Origin of the sequence: Rhizobium sp. L9 (assembly GCF_002531885.1) — a bacterium.
Classification (GTDB): domain Bacteria; phylum Pseudomonadota; class Alphaproteobacteria; order Rhizobiales; family Rhizobiaceae; genus Rhizobium.
In genome coordinates this window covers 181,320-206,503 of the sequence record NZ_NWSZ01000013.1, presented here as the reverse complement: position 1 = coordinate 206,503, position 25,184 = coordinate 181,320, and the positions used below count along the sequence as shown (strand labels likewise).

Below are 25,184 nucleotides of genomic sequence, written 5' to 3'. Positions count from 1 at the left end.
GTCGCGCTCGAGGCCTGAATATGGTTCGACGGCATTGGTTTTGGGAGGCTCGCACATGCTGCGTTTCGGTATCATTTCAACGGCGAAGATCGGTCGCGACAATGTCGTTCCCGCCATCCAGGACGCTGAAAATTGCGTCGTTACGGCGATCGCCAGCCGCGATCTGACGCGGGCAAGGGAAATGGCCGATCGCTTTTCCGTGCCGCATGCCTTCGGCTCCTATGAGGAAATGCTGGCTTCCGACGTCATCGACGCCGTCTATATCCCGCTGCCGACGTCGCAGCATATCGAATGGTCGATCAAATCAGCCGATGCCGGCAAGCATGTGCTCTGCGAAAAGCCCTTGGCGCTGAAGGCCGATGATATCGACGCCGTCATCGCTGCCCGCGACCGCAATCGCGTGGTGGTCACCGAAGCCTACATGGTCACCTATTCCCCAGTCTGGCAGAAGGTGCGTTCATTGATCGGCGAGGGTGCGATCGGTTCGCTCCGGCATGTGCAGGGCGCTTTCACCTATTTCAACCGCGACCCCGCCAATATGCGCAACGTTCCGGAACTCGGCGGCGGCGGCCTTCCCGATATCGGCGTCTATCCCGTCATGAGCACGCGTTTTTCCACCGGCAAGGAGCCGCTCTCAGTCCAGGCGATCACCGAGCGCGATCCGGATTTCGGCACGGATATTTATTCGAGCGTCAAGGCCGATTTCGGTGATTTCGAGTTGAGCTTCTACGTCTCGACGCAGATGGCCAACCGCCAGGTCATGGTCTTCCATGGCACCGAAGGTTACATCGAGGTCAAGTCGCCCTTCAACGCCAATCGCTGGGGACCGGAAGAGATCGAACTGGCCGATCGCAGCCACAATGAATCGCGCATCTTCCGCTATCAGGACAGCCGCCAATACAGGCGCGAGGTCGAGGCCTTCGCTCGGGCGGTAAAGAACGGCAAGGAAGAGATCGTTACGCTCGAAAACTCGAAGCTGAACCAGAAGGTGATCGATGCGATCTACCGCGCCAGCGAGAAGGACGGCTGGGAGCCAGTCTGATCATTCCGCTCATTCCGGGCGGAAGACGAAGCGCGAATAGCCGAAGAAGCTGAAGACCATCGAGGCGACGCTGGCGATCACCATGGCGGCCAGCGGCTGGAGCGTGGGCAGCGAAAGCAGCAGCGCAGAGTAAAGCCCGTAATTGACAAGCGCCGCCGTCACGCCGACCGAGCCGTAGCGGAAACCCTCGGCAGCAAGCGACCGCCCGGAACGATCGAAGGTGAAGCTGCGATTGAAAGCCCAGGTGGTCGCCATTGCCACGCCGATGGCGACGAGCCGCGCCAGAAATGGGCCGAGCGGCGTCAGATGGAGCAGCGCCGCCAGCATGCCGGCATCGACAAGGAAGCCGATGCCGCCGCCGATCGCGAAGCGGACGAGCTTTCTCATGCCGCATCCGCCTTTCCGGGACGTTCACGCGATGCCGGCTGTGCGTCGGCGAGCGGCGCCTTGGCCGCGCTGGCGGTCTCCAGGCTCATATAATGGATGCGAAGCTGCTCGGCCCGGGCCCGGGCCACGGAATCCAGGATGACGCCGGCGGTGAACAGCATGAAGGAGATCATCATCAGCGCCATCGATAGCACCCAGGTCGGCATGCGGCTGACGAGGCCCGTGTCGAAATATTCCGCCAGCACCGGCGTCATGAAGCCGAGGCTTGCCAGCATGAAGGCGGCGCTGATCGCGCTGAAGAAGGCGAAGGGCCGCGTTTCCTTCATCAGCATCGCGAACATCCAGAGGATTTTTCCGCCGTCACGGAACGTCGAAAGCTTGGAGTGCGAGCCTTCCGGGCGGCGGCCATAATCGAGCTCCAGCTCGCTCACCGGAAGTTTCAGCCGGGAGGCATGCACCGACATCTCGGTTTCGATCTCGAAGCCGCCGGATACTGCCGGGAAGCTCTTGACGAAGCGGCGCGAGAAAGCGCGGTAACCCGAAAAAATATCGGTGAAGTCGGGGCCGAAGATCGTCCGGTAGAGCAGGTTGAAAAGCCGGTTGCCAAGCGCATGGCCCTGACGGCCGGCATCGGCATGCACGCCGCGCCGGGTTCCCACAACCATGTCCGCGCGTTCGGTCAGAAGCGTCCGCACCAGCTCCTCGGCATCGCCGGGTGCATAGGTTCCGTCGCCGTCGGCGATGATGTAGATGTCGGCCTCGATGTCGGCGAACATGCGGCGCACGACATGTCCCTTGCCTTGCCGCCGCTCGCGCACGACATGCGCTCCGGCCAGCATCGCCTGCAGCGCGGTGCCGTCGGTGGAATTATTGTCGTAGACGTGGATTGCGGCATCCGGCAGCGTCGCCCGGAAGCCCTGCACCACGGAGCCGATCGTCGCAGCTTCATTATAGCAGGGAAGCAGGACGGCAATGTCCGGGTGATGGGAACGCGTTCGGGCCATGACTCTACTCGTTACACTGAAAAGCCGCCAACAGCTTAAATCATGCAGCGTTAATAAACCCTATGACCGAGGCAAAGTCGGCTGCGTGCGCAAACGGCTTTACACTTTCTTGATCGGCGCCCGCTAAGGTTCGGCGATCTGGAAACGAGTTGCTAACCACGATGAACGCCGTGCAGCCGATCGCCAATGCGTCGACCGTGACCGCCGCCCGCAGGAGCCGGCTCGGGGCGCTGCTGACGCGTCTCTGGCCCGCCGTCATCGCCTATAGTGTCATCCTCGCCGCCGTCATCCTTGTTACCAAGCTCTCCGGCGCCACGGATTATGTCGGTCCCGACAATGACGATGGCATGCGTCTCGTCGAGGTTCGCGATTTTCTTGCCGGTCAGGGCTGGTTCGATCTGATGCAATATCGTCTCGGCCTCGCCGGCGGTACGTTGATGCACTGGTCGCGTTTGATCGATCTGCCGATCGCTTCGCTGATCTGGTTCTTCGACCTGTTTGCGCCGCGTGAAACCGCCGAGGCGCTGGCGCTGGCCGTCTGGCCCGTATCGCTCATCTTTCCTGCCATGCTCGCCATGGGCGTTGCCGGCCGGCGGATCGGCGGCATTGCGGGTATGCATATCGCCCTCGGTCTCACTGCTCCGGCGATCTACATTGGAAACCGCTTCGCCCCTGGCGCCATCGATCATCACAATGCGCAGCTGGCGCTGGTCGCGACGATGGTGGCGATGCTCATGGATCCCGCGCGTCGCGGTTGGAGCTACGCGGTCGCCGGCGTTGCGGCGGCTGTCGCCATCGCCATCGGCGCCGAAACCACTCCTTTCGTCGCTGCCGTCTGCCTCACGATCGCGCTGCTCTGGGCATGGGAAGGCGAGAATTTTTGCGCTGCGGCCCGGGCCTTCGGGCTGTCGCTGACGATTGCGATCAACATTCTTTTCTTCGCAACGGTTCCGCCCCGGCTCTATTCGATGGTTACCTGCGACAATCTCTCGCTCGGCTACTACAGCCTGGCGGCGATCGGCAGCGGCCTCCTGTTGTTTTCGGCCATTTTTGCGAGCGGCTTGCGTCGACCCTTGCGCTTTATCGCGCTCGCCTTTGTCGGCGCCGGCGTTTTTGGTGCGGCGATCGTCATCGCACCGCAATGCCTGAGCGATCCGTTGGGCAGTCTCGATCCGATGCTGGTCGAACTCTGGCTGCGCCATATTTCGGAAGCCCAGTCGCTCCTGGCGCTGGCGCGCACAGATCCCACCTTGGTCGGAGCCTTCTATGCGGCAGGTCTGCTCGGCATTGCCGTCTGCATCTTTCGCATCATTCAGCGCGATCGCGTGCAGATCCACCTTATCCTGCTCTTCCTGCTTGCCACGAGCTGGGCGATCGCGCTGGTCCAGGTGCGCGGCTCTTCCTTCTCGAACCTGCTTTCGATCCTGCCGCTCGCCCTGCTGATTATCGATGTCAGGCGCATCTCCAACAGCGACAGCGAGAATGTCGCTGCCGCCCTTGTCTATGTGACGAGTGTTCTCGCAAGCGTTCCGGCGGTCTGGGCCGTCGGCGGCGGGCTCGTTTCAATGCAGATGGAGAACGATGCGCAGAACAAGGCGGCGGAGCCGACAAAGGCGCTTTCCTGCACATCGAAAGAGGCGCTGGCACCGCTTGGCGAACTACCGCCCGGCCTGGTCTCCGCGCCATCGGAAATGGGTGTGCCGATCCTCCGATTCACGCAAAATCGGGTTCTCGCCGCCCCCTATCACCGAGATCAGGGCGGCATGCTGACGGAAATGCATATCGGCCTGGCAAAGCCGCAGGAGGCGGAAGCCTTTTTGAAGGGAGCCGGTGTGACGGCGCTTGCTTTCTGCCCGAAGGACCTGCAGACGCGCGAACTTGCCAAACTGAAGCCGAATGGGCTCTATGCCGAACTTGGCAAGGGGAATATTCCGCCCTATCTGGAACCACTTGCAAAAGTGCCGGATACGGGCGTCCAGTTCTTCCGCTACCGGCCGACGGCGAATTGACGCCGGCAGCCTTTATGTTGCGCTGACGTCAGTGAGACGTGCGGACGGCCTGCAGACGGTCGCTGGCATAAAGCCCGAGCACAAAGAGGATAAGACCGCCATTATAGCCGAGAATGGCATAAACAAGCGCCAGAAGTGACACTGGCCCCGGCGAGGTTATCGTCGCCAGGGTGAAGCTCATTCCGATCAGCGCGGCCACCAACGCGATCCCGGCGGCCGAGCGCATTAACCCGGCGCTGATGCCCAATGCTGCTGCTGTGAGAATAATCATTTCAGCACCTTCCCAGAGAGAACGAGGGGAAGAATAGGAAGCGCCAACTAACAAAGATTTACCGGCTCTCTCGGCTGAAAATCCTTTGTATTGCGGTGGTTAGCAATCCCTTTCGGGTAAAACGCGCTTTTTATCTATGCGTTCCCCGGCGAAACGGATTTTCCCGTTTTTCTTGTCATTTTTTCTGCTGCAACGACCGCATGCACGCAATGCCCAGAGCATGAGTCTTGAAAGAACGGCCTCGACTCTGCCACGCCAACGGTTCAGCCGTCGGGAAAACGGGTCTCTCCGGCGGTCGCGGACCTTCCTGTTTCCCGCCAATGGAAATAGAAAGGAGGGATGAGCAACCTCTTCGACAGCGATTCGCCGACCAACCTTGCCGAATATTCGGTTTCGGAGCTTTCCGGCTCGATCAAGCGCACCGTCGAAACCGCCTTCGATCAGGTTCGCGTGCGCGGGGAAATATCCGGTTATCGCGGTCCGCACTCCTCCGGCCACGCTTATTTCGCACTGAAGGATGATCGCGCCCGCATCGACGCCGTGATCTGGAAGGGCAGTTTCTCGCGGCTGAAGTTCCGCCCCGAGGAAGGCATGGAGGTGATCGCCACCGGCAAGGTCACCACTTTTCCGGGCTCCTCGAAGTATCAGATCGTCATCGAGACGCTGGAGCCGGCAGGCGCCGGCGCGCTGATGGCGCTGATCGAGGAGCGCAAGCGCAGGCTCGGTGCCGAGGGTTTGTTCGACGCCGCCCGCAAGAAGCGGCTTCCCTTCATGCCGCATGTGATCGGCGTTGTCACTTCGCCGACCGGCGCCGTCATCCGCGATATCCTTCACCGCATCTCCGATCGGTTTCCCGTGCATGTCCTCGTCTGGCCGGTGAAGGTCCAGGGGGAGGGATCCGGCGAGGAGGTGGCGAACGCCATCCGCGGCTTCAACGCGCTGGGGCCCGCGGGCGCCATCCCCCGCCCGGATGTGCTGATCGTCGCGCGCGGCGGCGGCAGCCTGGAAGATCTCTGGAGTTTCAACGACGAGATCGTCGTGCGCGCCGCTGCCGAAAGCCGCATACCGCTGATCTCGGCCGTCGGCCACGAGACCGACTGGACGCTGATCGACTATGCCGCCGATGTCCGCGCTCCGACCCCGACGGGGGCGGCGGAAATGGCCGTGCCCGTCAAGGCGGAGCTCGAGGTGCAGGCTGCGGCGCTTGCCGCCCGCCTGCAGGGCTGCATGAACCGGCAGATGGATCAGCGCCGCCAGTCCGTCCGTAGTCTGATGCGGGCATTGCCCTCGCTCGATCAGCTTCTCGCCTTGCCGCGCCGCCGTTTCGATGAAGCGGCCGTCGGTCTTGGTCGCGGGCTGGAACTCAACACCATCAACAAGCGTCGCGGCTTCGAGCGTATGGCCTCGCATCTGCGCCCCGATGTGCTCTCCAATCGCATCGCCGAGCGACGCCAGCTTCTGAGCGAGCGCATGGCGCGGGCCGAGCGCACAATCGAGCGTCTGCTAGATCGCTCGAAATCCCGCATTGACCGCGCCGAGGCCATTCTCACTTCGCTGCCGGGGCGGCTGAAGACCCAGACAGACCGCAGTCGTGAGCGGCTCGGCAACCTTTCGCGCCATGCCGATACGGCGATCCGCCATCAGCTGACGCGCGCCCGCGCCGAACTTTCCGCGCAGGACCGCGTGCTGCAGTCGCTCTCCTACAAGAATGTGCTGAAGCGCGGCTACGCCGTCATTCGCGATGAGGACAACAGGCCGGTCTCGCAGGCGGCGGCACTTTCTGCCGGCATGGGCATCGCCATCGAATTTGCCGACGGCCGGGTCGGCGCCATGACCACAGAAGGCGGCGTACCGCCCACCGGGGCGAAGAAGCGGGGTGCAAGACCAGCGGATGCGCCGAAGCAGGGAAGCTTGTTCTGACGATGCGGATCCTGCTGGTGCTTGCCCATCCGCTGCCGGAAAGTTTCGCTGCCTCGGTGGCGCGCACGGCCCGCGAGGCACTGCAAGCGTCCGGGCATGTTGTCGATCTCATCGATCTCTACGCTGAGGATTTTGATCCGCGCCTTTCCGAAGCCGAGCGCCGCGGTTACTTCGATATGCCCTACGACACTTCGGCCGTTGCCGGCATCGTTGGCCGCCTGAAGGCGGCTGACGGTCTCGTCCTTGTCTTTCCGCAATGGTGGTTCAATTTTCCAGCCGTGCTGAAAGGGTTCTTCGATCGCATCTTCGCGCCCGGCGTGGCCTTCACGCACGATGCCGCCGGCGGCCGCATCGTGCCCGAGCTTACCAATATCCGGCTGCTCTATGCGTTGACCACGACGGGATCGCCCTGGTGGCTGGTGCATCTTTATATGGGCGATCCCGTCCGCCGCCTGCTGAAGCGCGGCATTGCCGCATTCTGCGCGAAGAAGCTCGTCTTCCGAATGCTGAGCCTGCACGACATGGACCGCGCGACTGATGCCAGGCGCAAGGCGCATTTGGAGCGCGTCCGTAAGTTGCTCGCCGCAGTCTGACTATTCAAAGTCCGACAGGAACTTCTTGAGCAGCCGGTCGAACGTGGCCCTTTCCTCGGGTGTCAGATTGCGCGTCAGCCGCTGCTGATTGGCGACATGGGCGCCGACCGCCTCTTCGACGGTCGCAAGTCCCTTGTCGGTCAGCGCAATCAGCACGCTGCGCCTGTCCTGCGGATTGACGATGCGCTCGACGAATCCCGCTTTCTCCAACTGGTCGATCCGGTTCGTCATCGTGCCGGAGCTCACCATCGTCATCTCCAGAAGCTCGCCCGGCGAAAGCCGGTGCGGCGCGCCTGAACGGCGAAGTGTGGCTAGGACGTCGAAGGCCGGCGTTGAAAGCCCGTGCTTCATGAGCACGGCTTCGACCTCGCGGCCGAGATGGGTGCCGAGGCGCTTGAGGCGCCCGAGGATGCCCATCGGTTCGACGTCGAGGTCGGGCCGCTCGCGCCTCCATTGCGCCAGGATTCGGTCGACGTGATCTTGCTTCTCTTCATTCATGTCACATCGATAGCAGTGGATATCTTGACGTCAAGATAAAATGGACTATGCTGAATTTATCTTGATATAGAGATTCTTGATATGAAGATAAATTCTCGCCATATCGCCGACGTGTTGACGACCGCTATCGCCCCCGCCATCTGGGGCAGCACCTATTTCGTCACGACGTCCTTCCTGCCGCAGGGTTATCCGCTGTCTGTCGCCATGCTGCGTGCTTTGCCGGCCGGCCTGCTTCTCCTGCTCATTGTCCGGAAGCTGCCGACGGGGGTCTGGTGGGGCCGCGCCTTCATTCTCGGGGCGCTGAACTTCTCGTTCTTCTGGGCAATGCTCTTTGTTTCGGCCTATCGCCTGCCGGGCGGCGTCGCGGCCACGGTCGGCGCCGTTCAGCCGCTGATTGTCATCGCCCTGTCGCGCCTCTTCCTCGGCAAGCCGATCCGCTTCCTTGCCGTCGTCGCCGGCCTGATCGGTATGGCAGGCGTCGCGCTGCTGGTGCTGACGCCGAATGCGGCGCTCGATCCTCTGGGCGTTGCGGCTGGCCTTGCCGGCGCCGTCTCCATGGCCTTCGGCACCGTGCTGACCCGTCACTGGCAGCCGCCTGTTTCCAGCCTTACCTTTACGTCATGGCAATTGACCGCGGGCGGTATCCTGCTCGTGCCCGTCGCCTTGCTGCTTGAGCCGGCGCTACCGGTGCCGACGGCCGCCAATATTCTCGGAATCGCCTGGCTTGGCCTGATCGGAGCGGCCTTTACCTATCTGCTGTGGTTTCGCGGTCTGTCTCGCATCGAGCCCTCGGCTGCGGCGTCGCTCGGCTTCCTGAGCCCCGTCGTTGCCACTCTTCTCGGCTGGCTGGCGCTCGGCGAGAGCCTGACGCCGGCGCAGCTTGCCGGCTTCGCCATGGTCCTTGCCAGCGTCTGGCTCAGCCAGCGCACGGTGATGCCGCTCAGGCCCACTCGCCCTGCCGCATCACCGGAACCCGCCCACCGTCCGGTGTGATGCCGTCGATATCGACCTTGTCGGATCCGATCATCCAGTCGATGTGGATCAGGCTGGAATTGCCGCCCTGCGCCTTGATCTGCTCCTGGCTCAGTGAAGCGCCATCGAGGAAGCACTTGGAATAGCACTGGCCAAGCGCGATGTGGCAGGAGGCGTTTTCGTCGAACAGCGTGTTGTAGAACAGAATGCCGCTCGCCGAGATCGGCGAGGAATGCGGCACGAGCGCCACTTCGCCGAGCCGGCGCGCGCCCTCGTCGGTATCAAGCACCTTATTCAACACTTCTTCGCCGCGTGACGCCTTGGCTTCGACGATCCGCCCACCCTCGAAGCGCACCTGGATATTGTCGATCAGCGTGCCCTGGTGCGACAGCGGTTTGGTGCTCGAGACATGGCCTTCGACCCGCAAAGCATGCGGCGTCGTGAACACCTCTTCAGTCGGAATATTCGGATTGCAGGTAATGCCGTTCTTGGCGGTGGAGGCGCCGCCATGCCACTCATGTCCGTCGGCAAGACCGACCGTCAGATCGGTGCCCGGCCCCTTGAAATGCAGCGAGGCAAAACGCTCGCCGTTCAGCCAGGCTGAGCGCTTGGCGAGATTGGCATTGTGCTCCGCCCAGGCGGCGACGGGGTCGCTGACATCGACGCGCGAGGCGGCAAAGATCGCCTTGGCGAGCTTGGCGATTGCGATCGGTTCCGGGTCGTCGGGGAAGACCACCTTGGCCCAGGAGGGGTTGGGATAGGAGACGATGTTCCAGTTGATGTCGAAATTCGAGATCTTTTCCAAGGCCGGCTTATAGGCGGTTGATGTGGCGCGATTGGCGCGGCCGACCTTGCCGGCATCCTGCTCGGAAAGCAGCATTGGATTGTCGCCGGCGACCGCCAGACGGGCCGCCCCGTTGGCATAGGCCTTGGCCATGCCCTCGTAGAGCCAGTCGGAGGCGCGGTCGAAGCTCTCGTCGCTGCCATACTGATAACGCGCCAGCGTCGTTTCCTCGTCGGAGTAGAAGGCGCTCACCAGACCGGCGCCGGCCTGATACGCGTGTTTGGTGATGAGGCGAACGAGCGGGAGCGCCACAACAGGCGCGGTGATCACCAGATCCTGGCCCTTCTGCAGCTGCAGCCCGACCTTGACCGCGACTTCCGCGAGTTTTTCCAGCTTGACGGGATCAACGGTGTTCTGGCTCTGGGGCATGAAAGTCATGGTGCAACCTGCCTTCTGTCATCGACGCAAAAGCAATTCCAGGAAAAGTGCGAAGCGGTTTTCCGTCTGGAATTGCGTAAGTTCAAGAGATTAGAGCGGTTCTGCTCTTCCGTGAAAAGCTGAACCGCTCCAAGAGGCTGAAAGACTTAGACCCGTTTGCGGCGAAAATGAAGCGCGCCGCCGCCGATTTGAAACCGGCCGGCGCCATGCCCGACCCGCTTCAGCATCACGCCTCAGGCCGCGACGGGCAGCCTGAGCAGGATCGACTTGTGCTTTTCCAGGAATTCCAACAGCCGCTGGGGATAATCCTCGCCGACGGCGTCTTTCACGCTCCGCCGTTCGCCGAGCGCGCTCCGCCAGCGCGTCACCCGCTCGAGCCCCTCGAAGATGCCGCTATCCCCCAGCCTGTCGAAAACATCGAAATACCGAAAGATCGGCGCGAAGACGGCATCGACGAGGCTGAAGCTGCTGCCGGAAAAATAAGGTCCATCCCCGAGCGCTCCTTCGAGCGTCGTAAACTTGGCGATCAGCGCCTTGCGCTTGGCCTCCAGCTGTTCCACCTCCGTGGCCGTTTCATAGCCCCAGAGATCGGAAAGCACGGACGAGCCGAACTCCATCCAGCCGCGATGGCGGGCGCGGGCAAGCGGATCGGCAGGATGCAGGGCAGGCCCCGCCTGCGTCTCCTCCAGATATTCGCAGATGACGCTGCTTTCGAAGAGGACGGCCTCGCTGCCATCCTCTTCCTCGATCCTCAGCAGCGGCACCTTTCCGAGCGGCGAGATCTGCAGGAACCAGTCTGGCTTGTTGGCAAGGTCGATGTTGACGCGCTCGAAGGGAACACCCTTTTCGTGAAGCGCGATGGCGGCGCGTTGCACATAGGGGCAGAGATGGTGGCTGATGAGGGTAAGCCTGCTCATGAACGTCTCCTCGCAGTTTTAATAGATGCATTTGCATATAGTAGTGCTTGCGGCTTTGCGCAAGATAAATGTATCTGCATCTATCATGGAAAAGATGCCGAAGCCGAGCGAAACCGCCACCTCTGCCTGGACCAGCATCATGCGCGCTCGCGAACGGCTGCTCGCCGCGATCGAAGCCGATCTGAAAGCGGCCGGCATGCCGCCGCTTGCCTGGTATGACGTGCTGTGGGAACTGGCGCGCGCGAACGACGGCAAGCTGCGGCCCTACGAGATAGAGGAGCGGACATTGCTGGCCCAGTATAATCTTTCCCGGCTGATCGACCGGCTGGAAAGAGAGGGCTTGGTCCGGCGTGAGGTCTTCGCCGAGGATGGCCGCGGGCGCTGGGTTCTGATCACCGATGCCGGCCGAACGCTTCGCACCCGGATGTGGACTGTCTATGCCGCAGCGATCGAGAGCCATGTCGGCAGCAAGCTTGCCGAAGACGAGGCGAAGGCGATTTCCGGTCTGCTCGCTCGTTTCCTCTGATCAGGCGACCAATGGCGCGCCGACGGCTTTTACCACCTTCAGTGCATCCTTCGGATCAAGCCGCACCTGCAGCCCCCGCTGTCCGCCATTGATATAGACGAGCGGCTCTGCGAGAGCGATCTCCTCGATTGCCATCGGCACGGTCTTCCTCTGGCCGAAGGGGCTGATGCCGCCGACATGGTAGCCCGTCAGCCGTTCGGCATCGGCAGGCTTCATCATATTGGCGGATTTACCGCGAAAGGCGCTGGCGAGTTTCTTCATGCTGACTTCGCGATCCGACGGCACGACAACGCAGACGGGCTTGCCGTCCACCTCCGCCATCAGCGTTTTCAGCACGCGCTGCGGCGCCTCGCCTAAGGCTTCTGCCGCCTGCAGCCCAACACGCTCCGCGCCCGGATCATAATCATAGCTGTGGATGGTAAAGGCGACACCCGCCTGGGAGAGAACCTGTGTCGCGCGCGTGGTCTTGGACATTGCTCAGCGCCCGAACAGATCCGAATAATTCTCCGGCCTGAAGCCGATCAAGAGCTTGCCTTCCGTCTCCAGCACCGGCCGCTTGATCATCGACGGCTGGTCGAGCATCAGCGCGATCGCCTTCTCCCGGCTCAGGTTCTCGCGCTCGGCATCGGGCAGTTTTCGAAAGGTGGTGCCGGCGCGGTTGAGCATCGTATCGAGGCCGGCTTCATCGATCCAGGCTTCGAGATGGGCGCGGTCGATGCCGAGTGCCTTGTAATCGTGAAACTCATAATCTACGCCATGTTCTTCCAGCCAACTACGGGCTTTCTTCATCGTGTCGCAATTCTTGATGCCATAGATGGTGACGGCCATGCCCGATCGATCTCCCTGTGATGGCAACGGGATAGCATGCGCGACAGCCGGCGCAAATGCCGCCCGGGCATTTGTCCCGGGCAGCGACTGCTCAACTCTCCAGCGTGCCGGCCTTGCGTGTGGCCTTGCTCGGCCTGGCGCAGACGATCTTCATCAGGTCGCCGCGCCGGCGCACCAGCCGATCCGAGGTTCGGGTCAGGACCAGCCCATCCTGCGGCGCATGCAGGTCGATGCTGCCGTCCGGCTGACCCGGCCGGGTGACGATCGTCGCCAGAAGTTCGCCCTCTGCAATCCTGTCACCGATCGTGCGATGGAAGAGCACGGCGCCGCCTTCGGGAGCGCGGATGATCTCCACATTGTCGAGCGGCACGGCGGGACCGACAAACATGGCCGGCGCCATTCTGTTGTCGCTCACGATCCCCCGTGCGGCGAGAAAACGCCAGAGCCCGTCCGCATCCCGCTTCGCCAGCAGCGGATCGACGTCGCGCTTGCCGCGCAGCTCGACGGTGACCGAAAGCTTGCCCGGCAGTCGGGATTGTCGTTCGCCGGGAACCGCATATTTCCATGCAAAACCGACGGCCTCCTCGAAGGCCGAGCTTTCGCCATCCGAAAGCAGCACGGCCTCCATGTCGAGCGCGGCGGCAAGGTCGGCCGCCTCCGGCCAGAAGGCCTCATCGATATAGGCATATTGCAGTGATTCGTCGTCGCAGTGCAGATCGAGGACGAGGTCGGCCCCGAGCGCCATGTGCAGAAGCCGCCGCTTCAGCTGGTCGGTAGCCGGATAATCAGTGAAATCTTCCGTCAGTATTGCCCGATCGGTGACGCTTATCAGCGGAAAATCCCGGTTGAAATTGGTGCGGGAACCGAGATCGAAGCGACCCTGCAATTCGCCGAAATGCGATTGCGCCGCGCCAATGGGGTTGGCCTGCGGTACGATGGTGATGTCGCCTGCGACCGCGCCTTCGCTTTCCGCCCGACGCAGCCGCTCCGAGAGGAAATGCAGGAGCGCCGTTCCCGGCAGCTCACCGGCGTGAAGCGCCGCCTGAATGTAGGCCTTCGGCGCCTTCGGATCACGGCCAGCAAAACGCAGCACCGGCAGCCGCCACGCCGTTCCCGGCGTATCGCCTGGGATGATGATCTCCGAAACGTCCATGCTGTCCTTGCTCCGCATTCACCAGCCCGACCAGCTTTATGCGCTGAAAACCGGCGAGCGCAAGCCTCACCGCCACCCTTGCCTCACCGAGGCCCGAAGAAAAGCAGGTTGCCGCTATGATTGATCTTGCCTCGCCGTCGAGATGATGCACGAAACATCAAAAGTGCCTGCTTAATCGGCTTCCAAGCCTATAGGAACAAAAAAAGAACGATCTAGGCAAGAAACGGGTTGAAACAGCGGCAGCTCCATACGATCCTTTGGGACATCGAAAACGCGGAGGCTATGTCATGGCTGAGACAAGGCACCACTATCTCATCTTCGAAACCGCGGGCGGCTTCTGCGGCATCGCCTGGGGCGACGCCGGCATCGTCCGTTTCCAGCTGCCGACGAAAACCGCGGAGGCTACCGAGCGGCTGCTTCTGCGCCGACTGCCCGATGGTGCGCCCGGCGCGCCGACGCCTCAGGTGCTCGAGACCGTCGCAGCGGTGAAACGCTATTTCCAAGGGGAGGAAACCGATTTCTCCTGCGTCCAACTCGATCTTGCCGGCCAGAACGACTTCTTCCGGGATATTTATGCGGCGGCACGGCGTGTCGGCTGGGGCCGCACGACCACCTATGGCGCGCTGGCGAAGGAGCTTGGCGTCGGGCCGGAAGCGGCCCGCGATGTTGGTCAGGCGATGGCGAAAAACCCAGTCGCCCTGATCATTCCCTGCCATCGGGTGCTGGCCGCCGGCGGCAAGATCGGCGGCTTCTCCGCGCCCGGCGGCTCAACATCGAAGGCCCGCATGCTGGAGCTTGAAGGCGTCAGCCTCGCCCCGCCGCCGCCCGCCCAGCAATCGCTGGGTTTTTAGGCGAAATGCCGGCAGTTCAATGCGGGCTGGCAGTCGGCCGGATGACGATCTCGCTAACATCGACGTCATCGGGCTGGCTGATGGCGTAGAGGATCGCATTGCCGACGGCTTCGGGGCTGATGGTGACCGCCCTGAAAGCCTTCATCGCATCCCGCGCAGTGGGATCGGTGATCGTGTCGGCGAGTTCCGATGTCGTGGTTCCGGGAGAGACGACGGTGACGCGGATACGATCTGTCTCCTGACGCAATCCATCCGAGATTGCCCGCACCGCGTATTTCGTCGCGCAATAGACGGCGGCAGTCGGCGAGACGCTGTGGCCGCCGATCGAGGACAGGTTGATGATCTGCCCCGATCCCTGTGCCTTCATGATCGGAAGAGCGGCCGCTATGCCGTAGAGAACGCCCTTAATATTGACGTCGACCATTCGGTCCCACTCGTCGACCTTGAGTGCGTCGAGCGGCGAGAGCGGCATGATGCCGGCATTGTTGACGATGACGTCGAGGCGGCCGAATTCGGACTTGGCGAAGCCGGCAAAGGCTTCCACCTGGGCACGGTCGGTGACGTCGAGCTTGCGCAGACGCACCGTTCCACCTCCAGCTTCGATTTCGCCGGCGAGCGCCTCCAGTCGGTCGCTGCGGCGCGCGCCGATCACGATCCGGGCGCCCGCCGCGGCCAGCACCTTTGCCGTGGCCTCTCCAATGCCGCTGCTGGCTCCGGTGATGGCGATGACCTTTCCTTCGATGTCAGACATTTCACACTCCATGTGCAGGTTGAGGGTTGTTGTGGCGATCAGCTGGGGAAATCGGCGCTGAGCGTCGTGTCAGCCCAGGCATCGAAATTGGCGCGCAGCGTGTCCAGCCGTTCGCGGGCGATCTTCAGGGAAGCTGCCCCGAGCAGCAGCCGCAGCGGCGGCTCGCCCGCCTCGAAGGCCGATATGATTGCGCTTGCCGCGCGTGCGGGATCGCCCGGCTGCTTGCCGGAAACCGAGCGGGTGGCCTGGCGCCGCTTGCCCGCGGTCTCGGCATAGTCTTCGAGGATCGTGCTGGATTCGACCATCGAGCGGCCGGCCCAATCGGTGCGGAAGCCGCCGGGCTCCAGGATCGTCACACGGATGCCAAGCGGACCGACCTCATGGGCCAGCGACTCCGACAGGGCTTCGACCGCAAACTTGGTGGCATGGTAGTAGCCGGTTGCAGCGAAGGCGACGAGCCCGCCGAGCGAGGAGACGTTGAAGATATGCCCCCGCCGGCGTGAGCGCATGCCAGGCAGAACTTGTTTGGTCACGGCGATCAAGCCGAAGACATTGGTCTCGAATTGGGCGCGGATCTGGGCATCCTCGCCCTCTTCGATTGCCGAGAGATAGCCATAGCCGGCATTGTTGACGAGGACATCGATGGCGCCGAACTGCGCCTCGGCTTCACGGACCGCAGCAGCGATAGAGCGGCCGTCGGTTACGTCGAGGGCGAGGGCCAAGGCCCGCTCGCCATGTGCTGCCGTGAGGTCGCCGAGTGTATCGGGTTTGCGCGCCGTAATGGCAGCGCGCCAGCCGCGCGCCAGAACCGCTTCGGCGAGTGCCCGGCCGAGGCCGGATGATGCGCCGGTAATGAACCAGATGGGTGTGGTGGAAGACATGTCGTCATCCTTTCCGGCCGTCCTATGCGGCCTTTTCGGTGTGCGGGGGTCATTTGCGGCGAAGCACCATGCCGCCATGATGGAGCGTGTTGTCGTCGACGAAATCGCCATCGGCGGTGAAGCCGGTATCGTCCCAATACTCGATATGTGTTCCGGTGACTTCGTAGCGTCCGCGATAGGCGCTCTCCCGGCGTCCCCGGGCCTCGTCGTAACGATTGTCGGGCAGGAGTTCGTGTCGGACTCGGCCGTCGTCGGTGACCCACATTCCGACATAGGGATGCTGCTGCATGGTGTTCTCGCTTGGCTGTTGGAACTTGGATTTTCGCTCGTTCGAGGCGTCGGCGGGCCACGTGGGGAGCGCCGTGCCGGTTAGAATGATTGCGGTGAAGAGATGCAGAACTGGGCTGCTGTAAAACTTTGGCATCGCTCTTCCTTTCGACGCGGGCAGCACTCGGGGCTAGCTCATGCCTTGCCCTCGACAGAACATAATCTTGGCGAGCCGCGCGATTAAGTTGCCAATGCCGAATGGCTTGGTTAGCATAGCTAACCAATGGCCGATGATCTCGAAGGCATTTCAGTCTTTCTCGCCATAGCGGAGGCGCGGAATTTCCGGCTCGCCGGCGAGCGCCTCGGCGTGACCCGCTCCGCCGTCAGCCAGGCCTTGCAACGCCTTGAGGACCGGCTTGGTGCGCCCCTGGTTCAGCGCACGACGCGCAGCGTCAGCCTGACCGAGGCCGGCGAAGTCTTCCTTGAGGCGGTTCGTCCCTCGATGCGCCAGGTCAGCGATGCGATGCAGACGGTGCGCGACATGCAAGCGCGCCCGAGCGGCCTGCTGCGGGTCACTGTTTCCTCCATCGCCGAGCGCTTCCTATCCGGGACTTTGCTCGCCGGCTTCATGCAGACCTGCCCCGGCATCAAGCTCGATATCACCATCACCGATGACGAATTCGACATCGTCAAAGCCGGCTTCGATGCTGGTGTGAGACTGGGCGAGGTGATCGAGCAGGACATGATCGCGGTACCGGTCTCGTCTCAACAGAGACAATGCGCCGCCGCATCGCCAAGCTATCTCGAGCGTCACGGTTCGCCTCGCCATCCCCGCGACCTACAGAACCACGCCTGCATCGGATGGCGGCCGCGCCCGGATACCGCGCCCTATCGCTGGGAGTTCACGGAGAACGACCGCGACTTCGACGTCGCCGTCGATCCCGTGGTCACGACCAATGACATGGGAATGATGATCCGCATGGCCTGCGCCGGGGCCGGGATCACCTTCGGCATGGTGGAAACCTTCGCGCCCTATGTCGATCGCGGCGAGCTCATCCCGCTGCTGGAGGATTTCTGCCCGCCCTTTCCTGGTTTCTATCTCTACTATCCCAGGCGCCAGAGGCAGCCAGTGAAACTGCGCGCGCTGGTCGACTATGTGCGCCGGTCGGCCGGTCGTTAGACCTACTCGAGTGCCGTGCCGCCGGCATGGTTGCTGCGAGCATGTGGTTTTGGTATTTCGAGCCTTCAGTTGGATGGCGAAGCGGGCGACGTCGTGCTGGCTGCTCCGGTCGCCGTTCTGACCATCCCGCTGGCGGAGAACATATGCTCGACGACGTCTTTCCCATTCCGACCAGGGCAGTGATCCGCCAGGGTGGTCGAGCCTGCTTCCATCGCCTCGTCACTACCAGCCCGCTGCTGATCCAGGTCCAGTCTGGAACGAAGATCGTCATGTCGGATGACAAGCCTTTGCGCCTCGAGGCGGGCGATTACGGTCTGTTGCCCGACTACCGGCCGTTGACGATGGAGAACATTCCCAAAGCGCCGCAGAAATATCAGACCCTGGCGCTTCCAATTCCGCGACAGCTTTTCGAGGACGCTTATGATAGGATGGGATCAGTCGCCGTGCCATCACGGCCTCTTCCGGCCAGCACCTCGAGGCTGCCGGAGGAAGCTGCTGCATTGTTCGAATATTGCAGTCAGCCGGGCAATCTGGCGCGGCTTCCGGGCGCCATCGCCAAGGCCCGTCTGATGGAACTCGTCACCTGGTTCGCGCTCTGCGGGGCGGTGCTCGGCCGATGCGAAAGCCCCCGGCTTGAGGACCGGCTGAGGCAGATGATCGAAGCTGATCCGGCCGGCGCCTGGACGCTGGCGCATGCTGCGGGCTTGTTCAACATGAGCGAGGCGACGCTGCGGCGCAGGCTCTCCGCCGAGAATACAGCCTTCAGCGATATCTTGAGCGATACCCGGATGAACCGTGCTCTGGCGCTCATTCAGACCACGACATTGCCGATGGCGCAGGTTGCGCTGGAGGTCGGTTACGATTCGCCTTCGCAATTTTCCGCGCGCTTCAAGGAGCGGTTTGGCGTCAGCCCACGCCATGTACGCAGCGGACCCGAACAATTTGAGCGGATCGGGGCAGAAATTGAGCAGAGCGGGGCAGATGCGCTGGCGCGGTGACGATAGTTTCCCGGCATCGTCAACCACAGGAGAATAGCAATGCGATTGATCACAGCAGCACTTATGGCCGCCTCCGTCTTCGGCGCCACGGCCGCCCATGCCGAAATGAAGCTCACCTCGAAGGATCTGACCGCCGGCAAGGCCATGGCCGATGCGCAGGTCTTCAACGGCTTCGGCTGCTCGGGCAAGAACATCTCGCCGGAACTGGCCTGGTCGGGCGCACCCGAGGGAACCAAGAGCTTCGCCGTCATGGCGTACGATCCGGATGCGCCCACGGGTTCCGGCTGGTGGCATTGGTCGGTGTTCAACATCCCGGCAAAGACTTCGGGGATTGCCACGGGTGCAAGCGGTGACAAAAAACTTCCCGCAGGCGCCGTGGAAGGCCACACAGATTTCGGCACCTCCGGATATGGCGGCGCATGCCCTCCGGCCGGCGATAAGCCGCACCGCTACCAGTTCACCGTCTACGCGCTCAAGGTGGACAAGCTTCCGCTGCCCGAGACGGCGCCGGGCGCCATGGTCGGCTTCTATGTCAGGGCCAACACGCTCGACAAGGCCTCGATCGAGGTCACTTACGGCCGCTGAGGCGGCTCTGGAGCCGCAACATCCTTGCATACCAAAGACCGGCCGTGGTGACTAAACCTCGGCCGGTCTGTGCGCTGAGGCAAGCGCAGGAGGCATCAGAGGGATTCAAGAAGCAATGTTGCGGCGTGCTTCGAGGCTACGCCTATGGGCTTCGCACCTCAGCATGAGGAGGTTGGAGGAGGCCGCGCTCATAACTGCAGGCGCGAGAGGTGCGCGCCGCCCACGATCGGACAAGTTACTTGCGGCTCCTTGGATCAGGCAGGAACATAGGTCAGCTTGATCACATTCTCGTCGATCAGATCATGGCTCACAAGACGAAGCGGCGGCCGGGGCCCGGCGAAATAGGGTTTGCCGTGGCCGAGCACGACGGGATGCAGGTAGATGTGATATTCATCGATCAGCCCGAGTCCGGTAAGGCTTTGCGCCAAGTCTGGCCCGGCAACTTCGATCTCCCCGTCACGCTCGGCCTTTAGCGCGCGCATCGCGCCCTCGAGATCATTCCCAACAAGCCCGGCGTTGGGGCCGACCGACGTCAACGAGCGCGAGACCACCCATTTCGGCTGCTTCCGCCACGCCGCTGCGAAGGCTCGCTGCTCGGTATCCCATTCGGGATGATCCTCATCCCAATAACGCATGACCTCGTACATCTGGCGGCCGTAGACGCTGCCCGCCTGCCTCTGCGCCTGCTCGACGAAGTGGCGGAAGAGTGTGGGACTTGGCCCGAAGGCCGTGTGGTCGACGTAACCGTCCAGCGACTGGTTCATCCCGAAGACGAGCTTAGCCATGCCAACTTCCTTCTTGAACGGAGTATGTGCGTGAATTCGGCTGCGTAGCGACGGGAGTAGGTTAGGCGAACTGATTTTACATTGCAATTGGTTTCTGGCTGAACTCGAGCGCGTCCGAAGTGATCGGGGCAGGCGCTTCATCGAGCATCGATGCAGTCTCAGCCCCACATCGTCTCGCCTTTAGCGACCTTGTGTTGGTCGACCGATCGATCGAGGCAAATGGCGAAGCTATCAAGGCCGGCGAGTCGCTGGCGGACGCTGCGCGGCGACGAGCGACTTCCAAATATTTGCCAGCGGCTTAGCTTCTTGAAGTGCCGCAGCATGAGGCGCTGGCGGAGGTGCTTCTGCCGCTCGAATAGCTACCTCGGAGGGCGGCTTCTGCCCTCACTCCCACTCGATCGTGCCGGGCGGCTTCGACGTGACGTCGTAGACCACCCGGTTGATGCCGCGCACCTCGTTGATGATACGGGTGGCGGCGCGGCCGAGGAATTCCATGTCGTAGTGGTAGAAATCCGCCGTCATGCCGTCGACCGAGGTGACGGCGCGCAGCGCACAGACGAATTCATACGTGCGCCCGTCGCCCATCACACCAACAGTCTGGACGGGAAGCAGCACGGCGAAGGCCTGCCAGATCGCGTCGTAGAGGCCGGCCTTGCGGATTTCGTCGAGATAGATCGCATCGGCCTCGCGCAGGATCTCGAGCTTCTCGCGCGTGATGCCGCCGGGGCAGCGGATGGCAAGGCCAGGGCCGGGGAAGGGATGGCGGCCGATGAAGCTGTCGGGCAGGCCGAGCTCGCGGCCGAGCGCGCGCACCTCGTCCTTGAACAGTTCGCGCAGCGGCTCGACGAGCTGCATGTTCATCCGCTCCGGCAGGCCGCCGACATTGTGGTGCGACTTGATCGTCACCGACGGGCCGCCGGTGAAGGAAACGCTCTCGATAACGTCGGGATAGAGCGTGCCCTGGCCGAGGAAATCGGCGCCGCCGAATTTCTTCGCCTCTTCCTCGAAGGTTTCGATGAAGAGCCGGCCAATGATCTTGCGCTTGGTTTCCGGGTCGCTGACGCCTTCGAGTTCGCCGATGAAACGGTCGGAGGCATCGACGTGCAGCAGATGCAGATTGTAGTGCTCGCGGAACATGGCGACGACATTGGCCGCCTCATCCTTGCGCATCAGCCCGTGGTCGACGAGGATGCAGGTCAGCTGGTCGCCGACCGCCTCGTGGATCAGGAGTGCCGCGACAGAGCTGTCGACGCCACCTGAAAGCGCGCAGATGACGCGCTTGTCACCGACCTGCTTGCGGATCTCGTCGACCGCTTTTTGGCGATAGGCCGACATCGACCAGTCGCCCTTGATGCCGGCGACATTGTGAATGAAGTTGCCGATCAGCTTGGCGCCGTCGGGCGTATGCACGACCTCGGGGTGGAACTGCACGCCGTAATATTTGCGCTTCTCGTCGGCTATGAAGGCGAAGGGCGCGTTGGAAGAGGTGGCGACCACCTCGAAACCATCCGGCAGTGCCGTGACGCGGTCGCCATGGCTCATCCAGACCTGATGGCGCGAGCCGGAGGACCAGAGGCCTTCGAACAGCTGGCAATCCTTGTCGACATCCAGAAAGGCGCGGCCGAATTCACGGTGATGGCCGCTTTCGACCTTGCCGCCGAGCTGCATGCACATCGTCTGCTGACCGTAGCAGATGCCGAACACCGGCAGGCCGCTATCGAAGATGATCTGGGGCGCTCGCGGCGATCCCTCGTCCACGGTGGAAGCCGGGCTGCCGGAGAGGATCACGGCCTTCGGCTGCAGGCGCTTGAAGCCTTCTTCGGCGGATTGAAAGGGGACGATCTCGCAATAGACGCCGGCCTCGCGCACGCGCCGTGCGATGAGCTGGGTCACCTGGCTGCCGAAATCGACGATGAGAACGGAGTCGGGATGTGCTGTCTGGGTCATGGCGAGGCTTTAAAGAAAAGCGCTTCGCCTGGCAATCCGGGAAATCGCGGGCTTCGGGTTTTTATTGTTCCGATTGTCCCCGCGCCTGTGAAAGGCGCGCGGCGTGTTCGAGGCCTTAGAACCAGAAAACCCCGTCCTCCAGCGCCGTGAACAGACTGTCGACGCCGTAGGAAAGCTTGCGGTCGACGATGTGCAGATATTCTGTCCAGCCGGAGATATGCTGCAGTTCGACCGCGCCGTCGGAGATGCCGCGCAGGCCGATCAGCGGCAGCTTGTAGCCCTGGCAGGCGCGCAGCACCGCATAGGTCTCCATGTCCACCATGTCGGCGTCGATGTCGCCGTAGGCGGCGCCCGAGATGACGTTGCCGCCGGTGGAAAGGCTGGCTTCGGGAATTCCGGGGATGCGCAGCGGCAGTTCGAGCGCAGCGGGCAGGTCGAGAAACGGCGTCCTACCCTTTTCGAAACCGAGCGGCGAGGCGTCCATGTCGCGATAGGAGACCGAGCTCACCTGATAGACTTCGGTCTGCTCCAGTTTCGCCGAACCGGCCGACCCGAGCGATACCACGAGATCCGGCAGGTCGTCGGCCGCATCCAGCCGTGCCAGGGTCTTGGTCAGCGCGACCGCTGCCTCGACCGGGCCAACGCCGGTCATCAGGGGTTCAATGCGCGAACGCAGGAATGAGCCGTATTCGGCCTCCGCCGCCATGACGAAAAGCATGGATTTTCCTGCGACCGACTTCAGCTCGAACTTCATCCTGTAATTCCTTCTCTCCCGCGGATGACCATCATCGTTCCGGTCATGGAGGCGATGAGTTTCGCCGGCCCGTCGCTGATCGCGTAGCCTCGCCCGTCGGCGACGATAATGGTGGAGCCGGGTTTGGTGATTTCGCCGCGAAACAGGAAGCGCTCGCCACGCCCCGGCGACATGAGATTGACCTTGAACTCGATTGTCAGGATCGAGGCTTCAGGGTCGATGACGCTGTAGGCGGCAAAGCCGCAGGCCGAATCCAGCGCCGCCGAAATGATGCCCGCATGCAGGATGCCGTGCTGCTGTGTCAGTTTGACGTCGAAGGGAAGCTCGATCTCGACGACGCCGTGCTCGACGCGCGTCAGCTCCGCGCCGATCGTCTGCATCGCCGCCTGGCGCGCAAAATTGCGGCGGATTCGCGCGCGGAAATCGCCCCTGTCAGTCTCGCTCATGGCTACCCCTCTCGAAGCCGGGAAAGTGGCATGGCGGGCCGGATTCGACAAGCTGGACCTTGCCGAAATCCGCCCGGCCGACGCCGGAAACTGCAAATCGTGTCGCCGGGGCAACCTTTCGCCATGAGTCGTTGCATGAACCCGCTTCGTCAGCGCCGCTAGCCTCGTGCAATGGCGATTGCAGCTTCGCGCAAAGCGCGTATTCTCGCATCCAAACTCGAAAGGATGGATGCATCAGCGGCATGATGACGATATCGCAATCTGTCCGGAATTTCGAGAACTGGCTGAGCGGCGAACTCGGCGACGATCTCGTCAAGAAGGATCTCAGGGAGAAACATAAGAAGATGCGCAGCAAAGCGTTCGTCTTCCTGCGCGCCACCTATTGGCGCTGGTGCGAAACCATCCTCGGCATCTGCCAGGAACTTGCAGGCGCACCTGAAGTGCTGGCGATCGGCGACACGCATCTGGAAAATTTCGGCACCTGGCGCGATGTCGAGGGCCGGCTCGTCTGGGGCGTCAATGATTTCGACGACGCCGCGCTCATGCCTTATGCGCTCGCGTTCGTCTGGCGGCAAGCGCCATCTTGGCGCGTGGCGACAATGGTCCGTCCGTCCGCAGGATCGGCGAACTGATCCTCACCGGCTATCGCCGGGGCCTTGAAAATCCGGTGCCCGTCATCCTCGAACGCGATTATAAATGGCTTCGCAAGGCATTGGTGCTGCCGAATGCCGACCGCCAGGAATTTTGGGAGAAATACAACACGCTGCGTCCCGGCAAGAAACCGGTGCCTCCCGCCTATATCGAGGCGCTTACCGGGGCATTGCCATCCGGCACAGGTCGCTTCGTGGCCAAGCCGCATCGCGCCGGCACCGGCAGTCTCGGTCGGCCGCGTTTTGTCGCCTATAGCGAATGGCAAGGCGGGCCGGTTCTGCGCGAGGCGAAGGCGCTGGTGCCCTCGGCCTGGTCGCTTTGCCACGGGCTGCAGCATGGGACGATCAATGCAGGCAAGATTGCCGGAGGGCGGATGCGCTCGGCCGATCCCCACTATCAAGTCTCCGGGCGTATCCTCGTGCGCCGGCTCTCGCCGAACAGCCGCAAGATCGAGATCGACAAGCACCCGGAAATCCTGCTTGCGCCGACGATGCTCGAGCTGATGGGCTTCGAGATCGCCAACTGTCATTCCGACGATCCGGCAGCGGCCGCGGCGATCCTGGAGGACCTACGGGTGCGCGGGAGCGAATGGCTGCATCAAGCGGCAAGGGCTGCGGCGTCGGCGATCAGTGCCGAGCAGAAGGCCTATGCGCGCGTCGGCTGAGAGATCCGAACGATGTGCTGATCCCAGGCGACGTCGCTGCGGGTCGACAGGAAGTCGCCATCATATGAGGAGACGGCAAAACCCTCATTTGCCGGCGCGATGCCCGCGGCATCCGCAACTGCCGTCTCGGCCAGCACCTTCCCCGTCCTCGCGTCGATCGTCACCGAGGCGCCACCTTTCGGGGAGGTGATGCCGACGAGGCCTTCGCTGCGGTTGACGGCGATCGCCCCGACGTAATTGGCAAGCCTGCGCGTCGTCTCTTCCGGCAGCTCGACGAAGGAAATATCCTCGCCCTTGGCGAAATGGCCGACGAGCGGCGGCAGGTCCTTGCGGTGGCCCTCGTACTGGCAGGCGAACCAGATGCGGCCCTCGCCGTCGAGGTCGACGTGGCGGGTCGACAGCTGCGACCATTCGGCCGGCAGCACATGTTTTTCGATCAACGCGCCCGTCGCCGCATCGATCAGGACCAGCGACGGCTGCATCGCCCGGAGATTGAGCTTGGTGCGGCCGAAGTCGGGATGGGTCTCGATGCCGCCATTGGCGACAATGAGAAGGCGTCCGTCATCGGACACGGTCATGTCGTGCGGGCCGATGCCATAGGTCTCGAATTCGCCGATGCGGGTGAAGCGGTCGGTCGCATCGTAGATGCCGATCATGCCGCGATTGCCGTCGAAATCGTTCTCGCTGGCGTAGAGAATGCGGCCATCGGGCGAGAACACGCCGTGGCCGTAGAAATGCCGGTCTTCCCGGGAGCTGACGACGATCGGCTGCCCCTTATTCCGTGGATCGAAGATCATCGCATAGGTGCCGGGCCGGCGCGCAAAGGCGACGGTCTTGCCGGTGGCGGCGCTGAAGGCCATGCCGTGAGCTCGGGCGGGAAGCGCCACCTGATCGACTATCTCGCCGCGCTCCGTCACCGTCGCGATGGCAAAGGAGCCGTCGGCTGCGCGAATGCCCGAGGCATAAACGGCGTCCGAGCGCTCCAACGCCATCAGCGATCTTGGCGTCAAGGCCGCAAGGAAGCCGATCCCTGCCGCCTTGACGAAGCTGCGTCGACCGATCGTGGTGCTTCGTATCATCGC

At 62.7% G+C, this 25,184-nt stretch carries 27 protein-coding genes and 1 pseudogene; 11 read left to right on the top strand and 17 right to left on the bottom strand.

What is annotated here, in order from left to right:
• The first annotated feature begins 55 nt into the window (after positions 1–55).
• Positions 56–1,042, top strand: coding sequence for a Gfo/Idh/MocA family oxidoreductase (locus tag CO660_RS16015; RefSeq protein WP_097599530.1), 987 nt, complete (start codon positions 56–58; stop codon positions 1,040–1,042).
• 9 nt (positions 1,043–1,051) lie between these two features.
• Here the strand turns inward: CO660_RS16015 and CO660_RS16010 are convergent, their stop codons facing one another.
• Positions 1,052–1,429: a GtrA family protein gene (locus CO660_RS16010; protein ID WP_097599529.1), complete on the bottom strand. Its 378-nt coding sequence runs from the start codon at positions 1,427–1,429 to the stop codon at positions 1,052–1,054.
• On the bottom strand, positions 1,426–2,433 hold the full coding sequence (locus tag CO660_RS16005; RefSeq protein ID WP_097599528.1) for a glycosyltransferase: 1,008 nt from the start codon (positions 2,431–2,433) through the stop codon (positions 1,426–1,428). The genes CO660_RS16010 and CO660_RS16005 overlap by 4 nt, the downstream gene beginning before the upstream one ends.
• 161 nt (positions 2,434–2,594) lie before the next feature.
• Here CO660_RS16005 and CO660_RS16000 point away from each other — a divergent pair, with 161 nt between their 5' ends.
• On the top strand, positions 2,595–4,442 hold the full coding sequence (locus CO660_RS16000) for a hypothetical protein (RefSeq protein ID WP_097599527.1): 1,848 nt from the start codon (positions 2,595–2,597) through the stop codon (positions 4,440–4,442).
• 28 nt (positions 4,443–4,470) lie between these two features.
• Here CO660_RS16000 and CO660_RS15995 read toward each other — a convergent pair whose 3' ends face one another.
• Positions 4,471–4,713 (bottom strand): hypothetical protein, encoded by a 243-nt coding sequence (locus tag CO660_RS15995; RefSeq protein WP_097599526.1) that lies wholly within the window; start codon positions 4,711–4,713, stop codon positions 4,471–4,473.
• A gap of 339 nt (positions 4,714–5,052) precedes the next feature.
• Here CO660_RS15995 and xseA point away from each other — a divergent pair, with 339 nt between their 5' ends.
• On the top strand, positions 5,053–6,633 hold the full coding sequence (xseA, locus tag CO660_RS15990) for an exodeoxyribonuclease VII large subunit (protein ID WP_097599525.1): 1,581 nt from the start codon (positions 5,053–5,055) through the stop codon (positions 6,631–6,633).
• 2 nt (positions 6,634–6,635) lie between these two features.
• Positions 6,636–7,226 (top strand): NAD(P)H-dependent oxidoreductase, encoded by a 591-nt coding sequence (locus CO660_RS15985; RefSeq protein WP_097599524.1) that lies wholly within the window; start codon positions 6,636–6,638, stop codon positions 7,224–7,226.
• On the opposite strand, the gene CO660_RS15980 is transcribed toward CO660_RS15985, so the two are convergent.
• Positions 7,227–7,724 (bottom strand): MarR family transcriptional regulator, encoded by a 498-nt coding sequence (locus CO660_RS15980; RefSeq protein WP_097599523.1) that lies wholly within the window; start codon positions 7,722–7,724, stop codon positions 7,227–7,229.
• A gap of 81 nt (positions 7,725–7,805) precedes the next feature.
• Between CO660_RS15980 and CO660_RS15975 the strand changes: the two genes are divergently transcribed.
• Entirely contained in the window at positions 7,806–8,717 is a 912-nt protein-coding gene (locus tag CO660_RS15975) for an EamA family transporter (protein WP_097599522.1), read from the top strand.
• Here the strand turns inward: CO660_RS15975 and CO660_RS15970 are convergent.
• Both CO660_RS15970 and CO660_RS15965 read right to left on the bottom strand, forming a co-directional pair.
• Positions 8,665–9,918 (bottom strand): aminopeptidase, encoded by a 1,254-nt coding sequence (locus tag CO660_RS15970; RefSeq protein WP_097599521.1) that lies wholly within the window; start codon positions 9,916–9,918, stop codon positions 8,665–8,667. The two genes, CO660_RS15975 and CO660_RS15970, sit on opposite strands and share 53 nt — an antisense overlap.
• Positions 9,919–10,151: 233 nt before the next feature.
• Positions 10,152–10,835: a glutathione S-transferase family protein gene (locus CO660_RS15965; protein WP_097599520.1), complete on the bottom strand. Its 684-nt coding sequence runs from the start codon at positions 10,833–10,835 to the stop codon at positions 10,152–10,154.
• An 85-nt stretch (positions 10,836–10,920) separates the two neighbouring features.
• On the opposite strand from CO660_RS15965, the gene CO660_RS15960 reads away from it, so the two are divergent.
• A complete protein-coding gene (locus CO660_RS15960; RefSeq protein ID WP_176536295.1) occupies positions 10,921–11,361 on the top strand; it encodes a helix-turn-helix domain-containing protein in 441 nt (146 codons plus the stop codon).
• Here CO660_RS15960 and ybaK read toward each other — a convergent pair whose 3' ends face one another.
• The 3 genes from ybaK to CO660_RS15945 all read right to left on the bottom strand — a co-directional run bounded on the left by ybaK (position 11,362) and on the right by CO660_RS15945 (position 13,342).
• On the bottom strand, positions 11,362–11,835 hold the full coding sequence (gene ybaK / locus CO660_RS15955) for a Cys-tRNA(Pro) deacylase (RefSeq protein ID WP_097599519.1): 474 nt from the start codon (positions 11,833–11,835) through the stop codon (positions 11,362–11,364).
• Between the two features lie 3 nt (positions 11,836–11,838).
• Positions 11,839–12,189 carry an ArsC family reductase gene (locus CO660_RS15950; RefSeq protein WP_097599518.1) on the bottom strand — a complete coding sequence of 117 codons (351 nt, stop codon included), beginning with the start codon at positions 12,187–12,189 and terminating at the stop codon, positions 11,839–11,841.
• A gap of 91 nt (positions 12,190–12,280) precedes the next feature.
• Complete coding sequence (locus CO660_RS15945; protein ID WP_097599517.1) at positions 12,281–13,342, bottom strand: succinylglutamate desuccinylase/aspartoacylase family protein; 1,062 nt, start codon at positions 13,340–13,342, stop codon at positions 12,281–12,283.
• A 287-nt stretch (positions 13,343–13,629) separates the two neighbouring features.
• Here CO660_RS15945 and CO660_RS15940 point away from each other — a divergent pair, with 287 nt between their 5' ends.
• Entirely contained in the window at positions 13,630–14,193 is a 564-nt protein-coding gene (locus CO660_RS15940) for a methylated-DNA--[protein]-cysteine S-methyltransferase (protein ID WP_097599516.1), read from the top strand.
• Positions 14,194–14,209: 16 nt separating this feature from the next.
• On the opposite strand, the gene CO660_RS15935 is transcribed toward CO660_RS15940, so the two are convergent.
• From CO660_RS15935 to CO660_RS15925, 3 genes are read right to left on the bottom strand one after another with little or no spacing between them, the layout of a single operon-like run.
• Positions 14,210–14,944, bottom strand: a complete 735-nt coding sequence (locus tag CO660_RS15935) for an SDR family oxidoreductase (RefSeq protein ID WP_097599515.1) — start codon at positions 14,942–14,944, stop codon at positions 14,210–14,212.
• A gap of 38 nt (positions 14,945–14,982) precedes the next feature.
• A complete protein-coding gene (locus tag CO660_RS15930) occupies positions 14,983–15,825 on the bottom strand; it encodes an oxidoreductase (protein ID WP_097599514.1) in 843 nt (280 codons plus the stop codon).
• Positions 15,826–15,874: 49 nt separating this feature from the next.
• Complete coding sequence (locus tag CO660_RS15925) at positions 15,875–16,249, bottom strand: Atu4866 domain-containing protein (RefSeq protein WP_097599513.1); 375 nt, start codon at positions 16,247–16,249, stop codon at positions 15,875–15,877.
• Between the two features lie 126 nt (positions 16,250–16,375).
• Between CO660_RS15925 and CO660_RS15920 the strand changes: the two genes are divergently transcribed.
• The 3 genes from CO660_RS15920 (at position 16,376) to CO660_RS15910 (ending at position 18,855) form a co-directional block, all read left to right on the top strand.
• The gene (locus CO660_RS15920; RefSeq protein WP_097599512.1) at positions 16,376–17,272 is read left to right on the top strand and encodes a LysR family transcriptional regulator; all 897 of its coding nucleotides are present in this window, start codon (positions 16,376–16,378) and stop codon (positions 17,270–17,272) included.
• Between the two features lie 143 nt (positions 17,273–17,415).
• Positions 17,416–18,270, top strand: coding sequence for a helix-turn-helix domain-containing protein (locus CO660_RS15915; protein ID WP_097599511.1), 855 nt, complete (start codon positions 17,416–17,418; stop codon positions 18,268–18,270).
• 39 nt (positions 18,271–18,309) lie between these two features.
• Entirely contained in the window at positions 18,310–18,855 is a 546-nt protein-coding gene (locus CO660_RS15910; RefSeq protein WP_097599510.1) for a YbhB/YbcL family Raf kinase inhibitor-like protein, read from the top strand.
• Between the two features lie 254 nt (positions 18,856–19,109).
• On the opposite strand, the gene CO660_RS15905 is transcribed toward CO660_RS15910, so the two are convergent.
• The 4 genes from CO660_RS15905 to CO660_RS15890 all read right to left on the bottom strand — a co-directional run bounded on the left by CO660_RS15905 (position 19,110) and on the right by CO660_RS15890 (position 22,787).
• A complete protein-coding gene (locus CO660_RS15905) occupies positions 19,110–19,640 on the bottom strand; it encodes a dihydrofolate reductase family protein (protein WP_097599509.1) in 531 nt (176 codons plus the stop codon).
• 384 nt (positions 19,641–20,024) lie between these two features.
• Positions 20,025–21,587, bottom strand: coding sequence for a glutamine-hydrolyzing GMP synthase (gene guaA, locus CO660_RS15900; RefSeq protein ID WP_097599508.1), 1,563 nt, complete (start codon positions 21,585–21,587; stop codon positions 20,025–20,027).
• A gap of 115 nt (positions 21,588–21,702) precedes the next feature.
• Entirely contained in the window at positions 21,703–22,341 is a 639-nt protein-coding gene (locus CO660_RS15895; protein ID WP_097599507.1) for a 5'-methylthioadenosine/S-adenosylhomocysteine nucleosidase, read from the bottom strand.
• Positions 22,338–22,787 (bottom strand): PaaI family thioesterase, encoded by a 450-nt coding sequence (locus tag CO660_RS15890; RefSeq protein ID WP_085776653.1) that lies wholly within the window; start codon positions 22,785–22,787, stop codon positions 22,338–22,340. The genes CO660_RS15895 and CO660_RS15890 overlap by 4 nt, the downstream gene beginning before the upstream one ends.
• Before the next feature lie 242 nt (positions 22,788–23,029).
• On the opposite strand from CO660_RS15890, the pseudogene CO660_RS15885 reads away from it, so the two are divergent.
• Positions 23,030–24,102 (top strand): annotated as a pseudogene (locus tag CO660_RS15885) (DUF2252 family protein).
• Here the strand turns inward: CO660_RS15885 and CO660_RS15880 are convergent.
• A complete protein-coding gene (locus tag CO660_RS15880; protein WP_097599506.1) occupies positions 24,084–25,181 on the bottom strand; it encodes a DUF1513 domain-containing protein in 1,098 nt (365 codons plus the stop codon). The pseudogene CO660_RS15885 and the gene CO660_RS15880 sit on opposite strands and share 19 nt — an antisense overlap.
• Between the last annotated feature and the right edge of the window lie 3 nt (positions 25,182–25,184).

Bases quoted from the DNA above. Each gene is read 5' to 3' on its own strand.
- CO660_RS16015 (WP_097599530.1), top strand. From the start codon at position 56: ATGCTGCGTTTCGGTATCATTTCAACGGCGAAGATCGGTCGCGACAAT.
- CO660_RS16010 (WP_097599529.1), bottom strand. From the start codon at position 1,429: ATGAGAAAGCTCGTCCGCTTCGCGATCGGCGGCGGCATCGGCTTCCTT.
- CO660_RS16005 (WP_097599528.1), bottom strand. From the start codon at position 2,433: ATGGCCCGAACGCGTTCCCATCACCCGGACATTGCCGTCCTGCTTCCC.
- CO660_RS16000 (WP_097599527.1), top strand. From the start codon at position 2,595: ATGAACGCCGTGCAGCCGATCGCCAATGCGTCGACCGTGACCGCCGCC.
- CO660_RS15995 (WP_097599526.1), bottom strand. From the start codon at position 4,713: ATGATTATTCTCACAGCAGCAGCATTGGGCATCAGCGCCGGGTTAATG.
- xseA (WP_097599525.1), top strand. From the start codon at position 5,053: ATGAGCAACCTCTTCGACAGCGATTCGCCGACCAACCTTGCCGAATAT.
- CO660_RS15985 (WP_097599524.1), top strand. From the start codon at position 6,636: ATGCGGATCCTGCTGGTGCTTGCCCATCCGCTGCCGGAAAGTTTCGCT.
- CO660_RS15980 (WP_097599523.1), bottom strand. From the start codon at position 7,724: ATGAATGAAGAGAAGCAAGATCACGTCGACCGAATCCTGGCGCAATGG.
- CO660_RS15975 (WP_097599522.1), top strand. From the start codon at position 7,806: ATGAAGATAAATTCTCGCCATATCGCCGACGTGTTGACGACCGCTATC.
- CO660_RS15970 (WP_097599521.1), bottom strand. From the start codon at position 9,918: ATGACTTTCATGCCCCAGAGCCAGAACACCGTTGATCCCGTCAAGCTG.
- CO660_RS15965 (WP_097599520.1), bottom strand. From the start codon at position 10,835: ATGAGCAGGCTTACCCTCATCAGCCACCATCTCTGCCCCTATGTGCAA.
- CO660_RS15960 (WP_176536295.1), top strand. From the start codon at position 10,921: ATGGAAAAGATGCCGAAGCCGAGCGAAACCGCCACCTCTGCCTGGACC.
- ybaK (WP_097599519.1), bottom strand. From the start codon at position 11,835: ATGTCCAAGACCACGCGCGCGACACAGGTTCTCTCCCAGGCGGGTGTC.
- CO660_RS15950 (WP_097599518.1), bottom strand. From the start codon at position 12,189: ATGGCCGTCACCATCTATGGCATCAAGAATTGCGACACGATGAAGAAA.
- CO660_RS15945 (WP_097599517.1), bottom strand. From the start codon at position 13,342: ATGGACGTTTCGGAGATCATCATCCCAGGCGATACGCCGGGAACGGCG.
- CO660_RS15940 (WP_097599516.1), top strand. From the start codon at position 13,630: ATGGCTGAGACAAGGCACCACTATCTCATCTTCGAAACCGCGGGCGGC.
- CO660_RS15935 (WP_097599515.1), bottom strand. From the start codon at position 14,944: ATGTCTGACATCGAAGGAAAGGTCATCGCCATCACCGGAGCCAGCAGC.
- CO660_RS15930 (WP_097599514.1), bottom strand. From the start codon at position 15,825: ATGTCTTCCACCACACCCATCTGGTTCATTACCGGCGCATCATCCGGC.
- CO660_RS15925 (WP_097599513.1), bottom strand. From the start codon at position 16,249: ATGCCAAAGTTTTACAGCAGCCCAGTTCTGCATCTCTTCACCGCAATC.
- CO660_RS15920 (WP_097599512.1), top strand. From the start codon at position 16,376: ATGGCCGATGATCTCGAAGGCATTTCAGTCTTTCTCGCCATAGCGGAG.
- CO660_RS15915 (WP_097599511.1), top strand. From the start codon at position 17,416: ATGCTCGACGACGTCTTTCCCATTCCGACCAGGGCAGTGATCCGCCAG.
- CO660_RS15910 (WP_097599510.1), top strand. From the start codon at position 18,310: ATGCGATTGATCACAGCAGCACTTATGGCCGCCTCCGTCTTCGGCGCC.
- CO660_RS15905 (WP_097599509.1), bottom strand. From the start codon at position 19,640: ATGGCTAAGCTCGTCTTCGGGATGAACCAGTCGCTGGACGGTTACGTC.
- guaA (WP_097599508.1), bottom strand. From the start codon at position 21,587: ATGACCCAGACAGCACATCCCGACTCCGTTCTCATCGTCGATTTCGGC.
- CO660_RS15895 (WP_097599507.1), bottom strand. From the start codon at position 22,341: ATGAAGTTCGAGCTGAAGTCGGTCGCAGGAAAATCCATGCTTTTCGTC.
- CO660_RS15890 (WP_085776653.1), bottom strand. From the start codon at position 22,787: ATGAGCGAGACTGACAGGGGCGATTTCCGCGCGCGAATCCGCCGCAAT.
- CO660_RS15880 (WP_097599506.1), bottom strand. From the start codon at position 25,181: ATGATACGAAGCACCACGATCGGTCGACGCAGCTTCGTCAAGGCGGCA.